The sequence below is a fragment of the Mycobacterium sp. E1386 genome (genome assembly GCF_001672745.1).
In the GTDB taxonomy this organism is placed as follows: Bacteria; Actinomycetota; Actinomycetes; order Mycobacteriales; family Mycobacteriaceae; genus Mycobacterium.
Map to the genome: position 1 here is coordinate 1 of NZ_LZKH01000001.1, position 6,425 is coordinate 6,425.

Annotated in this window: 6 protein-coding genes and 1 pseudogene; 4 read left to right on the forward strand and 3 right to left on the reverse strand. The window is 68.3% G+C overall.

Annotated elements, in window-relative coordinates:
* Together A5709_RS00005 and A5709_RS00010 are read left to right on the forward strand one after the other, a co-directional pair.
* Positions 1 to 369: pseudogene (locus tag A5709_RS00005) on the forward strand (potassium transporter TrkA); the annotation flags it as partial.
* 258 nt (positions 370 to 627) lie between these two features.
* Positions 628 to 1,953 carry a PPE domain-containing protein gene (locus tag A5709_RS00010; protein ID WP_067949891.1) on the forward strand — a complete coding sequence of 442 codons (1,326 nt, stop codon included), beginning with the start codon at positions 628 to 630 and terminating at the stop codon, positions 1,951 to 1,953.
* A gap of 4 nt (positions 1,954 to 1,957) precedes the next feature.
* On the opposite strand, the gene A5709_RS00015 is transcribed toward A5709_RS00010, so the two are convergent.
* A complete protein-coding gene (locus A5709_RS00015; RefSeq protein WP_068117071.1) occupies positions 1,958 to 3,388 on the reverse strand; it encodes an FAD-binding oxidoreductase in 1,431 nt (476 codons plus the stop codon).
* Between the two features lie 294 nt (positions 3,389 to 3,682).
* On the opposite strand from A5709_RS00015, the gene A5709_RS00020 reads away from it, so the two are divergent.
* Positions 3,683 to 4,207, forward strand: a complete 525-nt coding sequence (locus A5709_RS00020; protein WP_068117067.1) for a DUF732 domain-containing protein — start codon at positions 3,683 to 3,685, stop codon at positions 4,205 to 4,207.
* Here A5709_RS00020 and A5709_RS00025 read toward each other — a convergent pair.
* Together A5709_RS00025 and A5709_RS00030 are read right to left on the reverse strand one after the other, a co-directional pair.
* Positions 4,204 to 4,485, reverse strand: a complete 282-nt coding sequence (locus tag A5709_RS00025; RefSeq protein WP_067949887.1) for a DUF3017 domain-containing protein — start codon at positions 4,483 to 4,485, stop codon at positions 4,204 to 4,206. The genes A5709_RS00020 and A5709_RS00025 overlap by 4 nt on opposite strands.
* Positions 4,482 to 5,327 (reverse strand): bifunctional methylenetetrahydrofolate dehydrogenase/methenyltetrahydrofolate cyclohydrolase, encoded by an 846-nt coding sequence (locus A5709_RS00030; protein WP_067949885.1) that lies wholly within the window; start codon positions 5,325 to 5,327, stop codon positions 4,482 to 4,484. The genes A5709_RS00025 and A5709_RS00030 overlap by 4 nt, the downstream gene beginning before the upstream one ends.
* A gap of 83 nt (positions 5,328 to 5,410) precedes the next feature.
* On the opposite strand from A5709_RS00030, the gene A5709_RS00035 reads away from it, so the two are divergent.
* Positions 5,411 to 6,425 (forward strand): NADH:flavin oxidoreductase (locus tag A5709_RS00035; protein WP_068117069.1); only part of this gene is annotated, 1,015 nt, incomplete at its 3' end.

Genomic DNA, 6,425 nt, shown 5'->3' on the forward strand with positions numbered 1-6,425 from the left:
GCCCAGCGGTTCGGCTTCGAAAACGTCCGGTCCACAGTCGAACTGGCCGCACCGTGGTTCATCGGCGCGGCGATGGGCCTGCAGGTGCTGGGCACGTTCTCGGTCGGTAACCGATCGTTTTTGATTGGCGGGATGTACGTGCAGGCCGGCAGCGAACTCGACGGGCTGCAGATGTTCGAAGTGTCCACACAAACGCGTGTCATCGCAATCACTCGGGAGGACGCCCCGGTTCGGCTGCACCCGCGTCGCGACTCCCGGCTCAGCGCCGGTGACACCGTTTACCTGGTCGGTCCCTACCGGGAACTCATCGCAACCCTGCGTAAGGGCCAGCCGCTGCCGCGGCCGGCCGCGGACGACTCGCTCGTCGACGGTGAATGCAGTTGCGCGGGAACAGGGATGGACGCCGAGGTGTCGAATGAAGACAACGTTCGACGCCTCCAACCGGTCAGAGAGGGGCGCGGCGTCGCGAGCCATTGACCGCAGAGCACACCGATTCGCAACGTCGCGGCGCAGGCTGAGCCGCGCCGCGCCAAAAATTCATTGAGGGGGAGAGTTTTGTCGTCCATCGCTGGGGGAATTGCCGCTTACCCAGCCGACCCGCGCTCGTTCGAATAGTTCGGTTGTGCAATGGATTTCGCAACGCTTCCGCCGGAGGTCAACTCGGGCCTGATGTACGCCGGTCCGGGTTCGGGACCAATGCTTGCCGCCGCCCAGGCATGGGAATCGATTGCGGCGGAGCTACATACCGCCGCCGCCTCGTACGAATCGGTGGTCTCCGGTCTCATCGCCGGACCATGGCTGGGTCCCTCGTCGGCCATGATGGCCGCCGCCGCGAACTCCTACGTGTCGTGGTTGAGCGCGGCCGCCGCGCAGGCGGAGCAGACCGCCACGCAGGCCATTGCGGCCGCCGCGGCCTATGAGGCAGCGTTCGCGGCAACCGTGCCGCCGCCGGAGGTCGCGGCCAACCGGAGCCAACTTGCGATGCTGGTCGCCACTAACCTGTTGGGCCAGAACACGCCTGCGATCGCCGCGACCGAGGCTCAGTACGGCGAGATGTGGGCGCAAGACGCCGTCGCGATGTACGGCTACGCGGGGTCCTCGGCCACGGCCACGCAGCTGACGCCGTTCACCCCACCGCAGCAGAACACCAACTCGGGGGCGCAGGCCAATGCGCTCAGCCAAGCCGCCCAGTTGCCCGCCGGGTCCACGCGGAGCGCGGTCTCGGCCGCCACCGGGCCGGCGAGCTCGGCGTCCGGGGCGGCGGGCACCGCGGCGTCCGCACTCGGCGTGAATACGCCGTTGGATCTGATCAACGTCGGCGCCGACGCCATTGCGTACGGAGTCGACGCCCCATTGGCCCCGCTGGGGGCGGTATCCATGCCCATCGACCTGATCGGTGCTGAAACCGGTTTGCACACCGATGACATCGTCAGCGATTGGGATGCCAACGGCGCGCCCGTATCGATAGTGCGGGGGGTGACGCCGGCCGGTCCGGCGACGACGCCGAACGTGTTGTCGACGACGATGTCGGGCGGGCTGGGCGAGGCGGATTCGATCGGCCGGCTCTCGGTGCCGCCGACCTGGGTCGCGGCGACGCCGGCGGTACGCCCGATCGCGCTCGCGTTGCCGGCCGCGCCCGTCGGCGCCGCCGCCACGGCTGTGGCGCCCGGTTTCGAGAGCACGTTCGGCGAGATGGCCCTGGCCGGCACGGCCGGGCGCGCCATTCGTGACGCCGTCGGCCGGCGCGACCAGCGGATCGCGGCACCCGTTGGTACGCAGGCGATCAGGGAGCGGCCGGCCGATACGGATGAGGACGTGCCCGCCGACGGTGAGCCGCGCACCGTGGTGACGGGGATCGCCGCCGAGATCCGCGAGTTCGCCCGGCTGCGCGACGAGGGGCTGATCTCCGACGAGGAATACGTCGAGCAACGTAATCGCCTGCTCGGCCGCTGAGACCTCAGAGATTCAGGCCGGAGAACATGACTCGGTTCGGGTCGTACTTCTGCCGCACGGTCGTCAGCCGTGACAGGTTCGATCCGAAGTAACGCGCCGGTGAGCCGTTGGCTTCCAGGTAGTTCACATATCCGCCGACCGAAATCTGTTGCACCGCTTGGTGTGCGGAGCTCAGCCAGCTGTTCGCGGCGCTGACCTGGCTGCTGGAAGGTTCGACATACCACTGCAGGACGGCGGCCTGATTGCGCCACGGGAACGCGGTGTCACCCGCGGCCACGTCCGCGACGGCGCCGCCGAGCGGGTCGACGAGGACCGACGCCTGTCCCGCGCCTGCGGGCCACTGCCCTATCGCGGTGGCAATGGCGTGGGCCGCAGTGGAATCCACCGGACCGATGACGTCGGATCCGGCCACGAAGGAGCGTGCCGGAGGGTTGGCGCTACCGCCGGCCAGGAACATCACCAGATCCGTGCGATTCATCGTCTTGTTCGAAACCGACGTGGGCGCCACCCCGACCGCTGACTTGATCGCATCGGCAACTCCCGACCCCGCGCCCGCCGGGCATGTTGCCAGGACATGGCAGTTCGGGGCGGAGCCGACCATGAGATCGACGATGCCCCAGGTGTTTCGGTCGGCGGCGCTGAGCCAGGATTGCCAGCCGACGAGCACCTGGGTGGCCGACGCGGGCGGAAAGTCGAGCCGCACGACGTCGCTGTCGGCCGTCGCGAAGGTGGAGAACGTCATCGACGTCGTCACCCCGAAATTGCCGCCGCCACCGCCGCGGAGCGCCCAGAACAGATCCGGGTTGTCGTTGGCGGAGGCGGTCACCACGTCGCCGCTGGGCAACACCACCGTCGCCGACTGCAGCGCGTCGCAGGTCAGGCCCGCGTGCCGGGTGTCGGGGCCGATCCCACCGCCCAGCGCGAGTCCCGCGACGCCGACGGTCGGGCAGGTCCCGCTGGGTATCGCGCGGCCGGCGCCGGTCAAGGCCTGATGGATCGCGTACAGGGTGGTCGCCGGGGTGACGGTGACGTTGTTGCCGTCGAACTTGGCGCCACCCGGAAGCCCACGCAGGTCCAGGACCAAGGTGCCGTTGGCGCTCGACGCGCCGACGTACGAATGCCCACCGCCACGCGGGGCGACCTTGAGGTTGTTGGCCGTCGCGAATGCGAGGGCTTTCTGCACGTCGGCCTGCGACGAAACCGTCACGACCGCAGCCGGACTGGAGTTGTCGTAGAACGAGTTGAAAACCTTTTTGCTGGTGGCGAATTGGGCGGCGTTGGTCGGCAAGACAACGGCGCCGCCGATGGAGGAGGCCAGCCCGCCCCATCCGGCGACGGGATCCGCGGCGGCCCGCGCGGTCCCCAGAACCGCGCCAGTTGCCAGCATTCCGACGGCGCCGCGAAGAAAGGCCTGGCGTGAGATGTCCCTCTGCAACCAGGGGTCCAGCGGACGGCTGCGATTCGTCGTCATGTGCGGAGATTCTTAAACATTTCTCACCGAAAAGCCCGGAGCTTACGGCCGTGTCAGATCACAGTGTGGCCTCGATCCGCCGCGGGGCTTGACGGCACGCATCGGCCCAATAAGCGACGCCGCGGCCGCGACGGCCGCGCAAAACGCTTATTGTGCGAAGCTTTATCCCACCGTGTCGCAAACGTGACAGTGATAGCTCAGAGTTCGTAACGTGATTCGAGTGCTTCCGGCGCACTCCACGAACGAGGGGGAGGCTGCATGAAGGCACGTTCACGAACGCATCACTGGATCTGGGTGTTTCGGAACCAGCCGCTGACCGTTCGCCTGCTGGCCGTGGCCGCCGGCCTGCTCACCGCGGCGTCGGCGTTCGCCGCTCCGGCCGGGGCGGACAACCCCGACGACAACTTCATCGACGCGCTCAACCACGCCGGCATCGACTTCGGCGAGCCGGGAAATGCGATGTCGGTCGGTCAATCCATCTGCCCGATGCTCGCCCAGCCGGGCGGTAACTTCGCGGCGGCCGCGTCCAGCGTGTCGGGCCGGGGCATGTCCCCCATGATGGCGCGCATGTTCACCACCATCGCGATACAGACCTACTGTCCCGAGCAGATGGCAAACCTGGCCAGCGGCAATCTGTCCGGTGCGGTGCCGCAGATGCCCGGAATGGCCGGGCAGATCCCCGGCATGAACGGACAAATCCCCGGGATGAACGGCCAGATCCCCGGCATGAACGGCCAGATCCCCGGCATGGCCGGGCAGATCCCGGCGGTGCCAGGTATCTAACGGGTGCCCAGCGGATCGATGGTCCAGGCGATGTAGGCCATCGCCCCCGCGACCGTCGCGGTGGTGATGAAGTCAATTCCCTTGCTGCGCACCGCCAAAAGGCCGGACCGATCATCGGAGAGCACCAGTCGCAGCGCCGCCGCCAGACCGACACCGATACCGATCAGCAGCGAACCGCGCCGCCAGAAGCTGGCCCCCACCAGCACGAGCGCCGTGGCAAAGGTCAAGCCGACCAGCAGGATTGGCCACTGGGCCCTGACGAGGGACCTAGCGCTCATTGCCGCTCGGCCAGCTCGACGACGTTGCTCAGCAGGAACGCCCGGGTCAACGGGCCGACTCCACCGGGATTCGGCGACACGTGGCCGGCGACCTCCCACACGTCGGGGTGGACGTCGCCGACCAACCCGTTGTCGGTGCGGCTGACGCCCACGTCGACGACCGCGGCGCCCGCACGCACCATGTCGGCGGTCAGCATGTGCGGCACCCCGACGGCGGCCACGACAATGTCCGCCTGCCGGGTGTACGCGGCCAGATCGCGAGTTCCGGTGTGGCACAAGGTCACCGTGGCGTTCTCGGAACGGCGGGTGAGCAGCAGCCCGAGCGGGCGTCCGACCGTCACGCCGCGGCCGATGATGACCACGTGCGCCCCCGCGATCTCGACGCCGTAGCGCCGCAGCAGGTGCACGATCCCGCGCGCGGTACAGGGCAGCGGTGCCGGAACGCTGAGCACCAGCCGGCCGAGGTTGGTCGGGTGCAGTCCGTCCGCGTCCTTGTTCGGATCGACGCGCTCCAGTGCCGCGTTCTCGTCCAGGTGCTTGGGCAGCGGCAACTGCACGATGTAGCCGGTGCACTCGGGGTTGGCGTTCAGCTCGTCGATGGTGTCTTCCAGCGTCGCCGTGCTGATGTCGGCGGGCAGGTCGCGGCGGATCGACGTGATGCCGACCTTGGCGCAGTCCGCGTGCTTGCCCCGGACATAGGCCTGCGACCCGGGGTCGTCGCCGACCAGAATGGTGCCCAGTCCGGGGGTGCGACCCGACGCGGTCAGTGCGGCCACCCGTTGTTTGAGGTCGACGAAGATCTCATCGCGGGTGGCCTTGCCGTCCAGTGTGATTGCGCCCACGCCTGACAGTCTGGCAGACATCGATGATGGCGACCCGCCACGCCCGGCTTCGCCGCGCTCGCGATCGCCATTAAGCTCCCGATATGTCAACCGCTCCGGACGTGTTCAGCCCGGCCAAGCTCGGCCCGATCACGCTGCGCAACCGCACCATCAAATCGGCGACCTTCGAGGCCCGCACGCCCGACACCTTGGTGACCGACGACCTGATCGAATACCACCGCCTGCCCGCGGCGGGCGGCGTCGGCATGACCACCGTCGCCTACTGCGCCGTCTCCCCCGGCGGCCGCACCGAGGGCAACGGGATCTGGATGCGCCCGGAGGCGGTGCCGGGATTCCGCCGGCTCACCGACGCGATTCACGCCGAGGGCGCGGCGGTGTGCGCGCAGATCGGCCACGCCGGTCCGGTCGCCAACGCCAAATCCAACAAAGCCAGGGCGCTGGCGCCGGTGCGGTTCTTCAACCCGATCGGGATGCGGTTCGCCAAGAAGGCGACCCGCGACGACATCAACGACGTCATCGAGGGCCACGCCAACGCGGCGCGGCTGGCCATCGAGGCCGGATTCGACGCGGTTGAAATCCACTTGGGTCACAACTACCTGGCGAGCGCTTTCCTGTCCCCGCTGATCAACCGCCGCGCCGACGAGTTCGGCGGATCGCTGGAAAACCGGGCGAAGGTGGCCCGCGGCATCGTCATGGCGGTGCGCCGCGCGGTGGAAAAGGAGGGCACGCCGATCGCGGTGACCGCCAAGCTCAACATGACCGACGGCGTCCGCGGCGGCATATCCACCGAGGAATCGTTGACCACCGCGAAGTGGCTGCAGGACGACGGTGGCCTCGACGCGATCGAACTCACCGCGGGCAGTTCGCTGGTCAACCCGATGTACCTGTTCCACGGTGACGCGCCGCTCAAGGAATTCGCCGGCGCGTTCAAACCGCCGCTGAGTTGGGGCATGCGCATGACGGGCAAGAAGTTCCTGCGCGAGTACCCCTACCGCGAGGCCTATCTGTTGCGGCACGCCAAGCTGTTCCGCGCCGAGCTGACCATGCCGCTGATCCTGCTCGGCGGCATCACCAACCGGGAGACGATGGACCTCGCGA

Excerpts from the sequence above, each read along its gene's own strand:
- A5709_RS00010 (WP_067949891.1), top strand. The coding sequence starts at position 628 with ATGGATTTCGCAACGCTTCCGCCGGAGGTCAACTCGGGCCTGATGTAC.
- A5709_RS00020 (WP_068117067.1), top strand. The coding sequence starts at position 3,683 with ATGAAGGCACGTTCACGAACGCATCACTGGATCTGGGTGTTTCGGAAC.
- A5709_RS00025 (WP_067949887.1), bottom strand. The coding sequence starts at position 4,485 with ATGAGCGCTAGGTCCCTCGTCAGGGCCCAGTGGCCAATCCTGCTGGTC.